Below are 2,127 nucleotides of genomic sequence, written 5' to 3' on the forward strand. Positions count from 1 at the left end.
GAATCGGGTCTCAAAGCAGAATCCCCACGCTCCGGGCAGCAGCGGGGTTCAGCGCGCGTAGCACCTTTTCAGCGAGCCCATTTGACGCGGGATTTCTGCCGCGCCGCCTCTGGCGTGATGCCGAGAGCCTTGGCACCGGGCCAGGCGCCAACGATCGAGCACCCTCATCTGGCCGGCACCGCCAGCACCGGGCAGGGCGGTATGATGGCAATGACGTGCAGCGCCCTTTAACCAGGGATAGAGTTGCGACGGCCGCGTGATCACCAGAATGGCGAAGACCGCCGCGGTGACCGCGAGTGCGATCTCCAATGGCCGTGCAAAGAGCCCATTTCCTCGAGCTCTTCTCAACGAAAACCGTTAGTCAAAATCAGCCCTTGGAGACAGCGGCCTCGAAGCCCGTTGAATCCCCCAAATCCGTCAGTGGAGACTGGCTCCCGCCGGCGAAATAGCGCGCAACCGCGCTAATTCCTGGGTGTCGCAGGAAAGTAAGTTGGAGACCGGACTGGTCGGCTGGGGCGGGAGGATTCGAACCTCGGTATTTTGGATTCGGCCTTTCAGCCAAATTGGGCACCAGAGACTTTTCGCGCATGAGCTGCAAACGTCGGAGACACAACGTCGCTCAGCATTCGGCCGGGACCGCGCCTGCAGATCTCACGGTCACCGGCCTCGCCAAGGCGCTGCCCTATTCGTGGGCCGAGCAGGAGAGCAGCATTGGGTTCCCGCAATAAGAGTCTTCCGCGCTCGGGGGCTTCACGCAGCGTCCGGGCTGATCGCCCTGCGGCTCAGGATCATTCGATGATCTGGTCGGCCCGAAACCAGCAATAAGATTATCCCGAAAGGACTGGCAGTTCGGCGGCAACAGAGCGGTAGTGTGGCTCGGCTCGACGAGGCTGCATGGCCTTGTGGCGGGATTCTGCCCCGACGGCGTCATCGCCAGTGCGGGGCTTCGGCGGTGACGGCGGCTGATGCCGTCGCCAACCGAACGGAGAATCCCGATGAAACTCACCGATACCCAGCTTATGCTTCTGTCGGCCGCCTCGCAGCGCGAGGATCACGGCATCGAGCTTGGCCCGAACCTCAAGGGCGGCGCCGCCCAAAAACTGGTCCGCAAGCTCTTGACCGAAAGCCTGATCGAGGAGGTCCGCACCGTCGGATCATTGCCGGTCTGGCGGCGTGACGATGACAATCAGTCGCTCGCGCTACGCATCACCAAGCGTGGCCTTGCAGCCATCCAGGTCGACGAGGGCGGCGCGCATCCGGAGGCCGACGAACATGGCGATACCGAGCAAGGGGATAATCTCGCACCCAACAAGCCTTCCCAGCGGACCGCTGCTCGCCGCAAGAGGAGCAGGGATAAGGCTGTCCAACAGTCGGCCACGCCCAGCCGGAGGGATTCGAAGCAGGCCCGGGTGATCGAGATGCTCCACCGCCGCCAGGGCACAACCGTAGCCGCCATCATGAAGGCGACCGGATGGCAGCCCCACTCGGTCCGCGGCTTCTTTACCTCGGTGGTGCGCAACAAGCTCGGCCTGACGCTCGTGTCCGAGAAGAATGGTGGCGACCGGGTCTACCGCATTGTGGCCGGGAATACCGCGCCGAAGCGCAAGGGCAAATCCGGTCGCAAAGCGGCGTGACGCACATGGCTCGCCGATCGTCCGATCGCGAGGCGATCGAGGCCGAGATCGACCGCGTGCGGTCGCTCGGCCTCGACGAGCTTCGCACCCTGTGGCGCACGACCTTGCGGTCGTCCCCGCCTCCTGCCTTCACCAAGGACCTCGTGGCGCGGTTCCTCTGCTGGCACATCCAGGAGCAGGCCTTCGGCGGCTCGGTGGCGCCGATGATACCGGTCGTGGTCGCAAAGCTTCTGGAAGCGCTGTCCAAGGCGATCCGCCGAACCTTCGGACGCGCCTCCGCGCGGATCGGGCTGGAGGCCGCCGGAATCTGCGCCAGGACGGCGCACGTTGGTCATTCTCGCCCCTGCCGGTCGCCCCCCCACGCCAGCCAATCCGCGGCAGCACACATGCATCAGGAATGCCGGCGCGGCGCTCGCCGAGTAATACGGAAATTCAAACTGCTCATTTTAGGGGAAATTCACGCCGCTGGTAACACAAACGGTCCGCAAATGGG

3 protein-coding genes are annotated in these 2,127 nt (G+C 64.1%); all 3 read left to right on the forward strand.

Going from position 1 to position 2,127, the window contains the following annotated elements:
• Window positions 1-587 precede the first annotated feature (587 nt).
• Window positions 588-728, forward strand: coding sequence for a hypothetical protein (locus VHK65_13225; protein HVS07107.1), 141 nt, complete (start codon window positions 588-590; stop codon window positions 726-728).
• 267 nt (window positions 729-995) lie between these two features.
• The gene (locus VHK65_13230; protein ID HVS07108.1) at window positions 996-1,634 is read left to right on the forward strand and encodes a DUF3489 domain-containing protein; all 639 of its coding nucleotides are present in this window, start codon (window positions 996-998) and stop codon (window positions 1,632-1,634) included.
• A gap of 5 nt (window positions 1,635-1,639) precedes the next feature.
• Window positions 1,640-2,127: hypothetical protein (locus VHK65_13235; protein HVS07109.1), on the forward strand; the 488-nt coding region annotated here is incomplete at its 3' end.

It is taken from the genome of Candidatus Dormiibacterota bacterium (assembly GCA_035544955.1).
In the GTDB taxonomy this organism is placed as follows: Bacteria; Chloroflexota; Dormibacteria; order CF-121; family CF-121; genus CF-13.

Bases quoted from the DNA above. Each gene is read 5' to 3' on its own strand.
- VHK65_13230 (HVS07108.1), top strand. From the start codon at position 996: ATGAAACTCACCGATACCCAGCTTATGCTTCTGTCGGCCGCCTCGCAG.
- VHK65_13225 (HVS07107.1), top strand. From the start codon at position 588: ATGAGCTGCAAACGTCGGAGACACAACGTCGCTCAGCATTCGGCCGGG.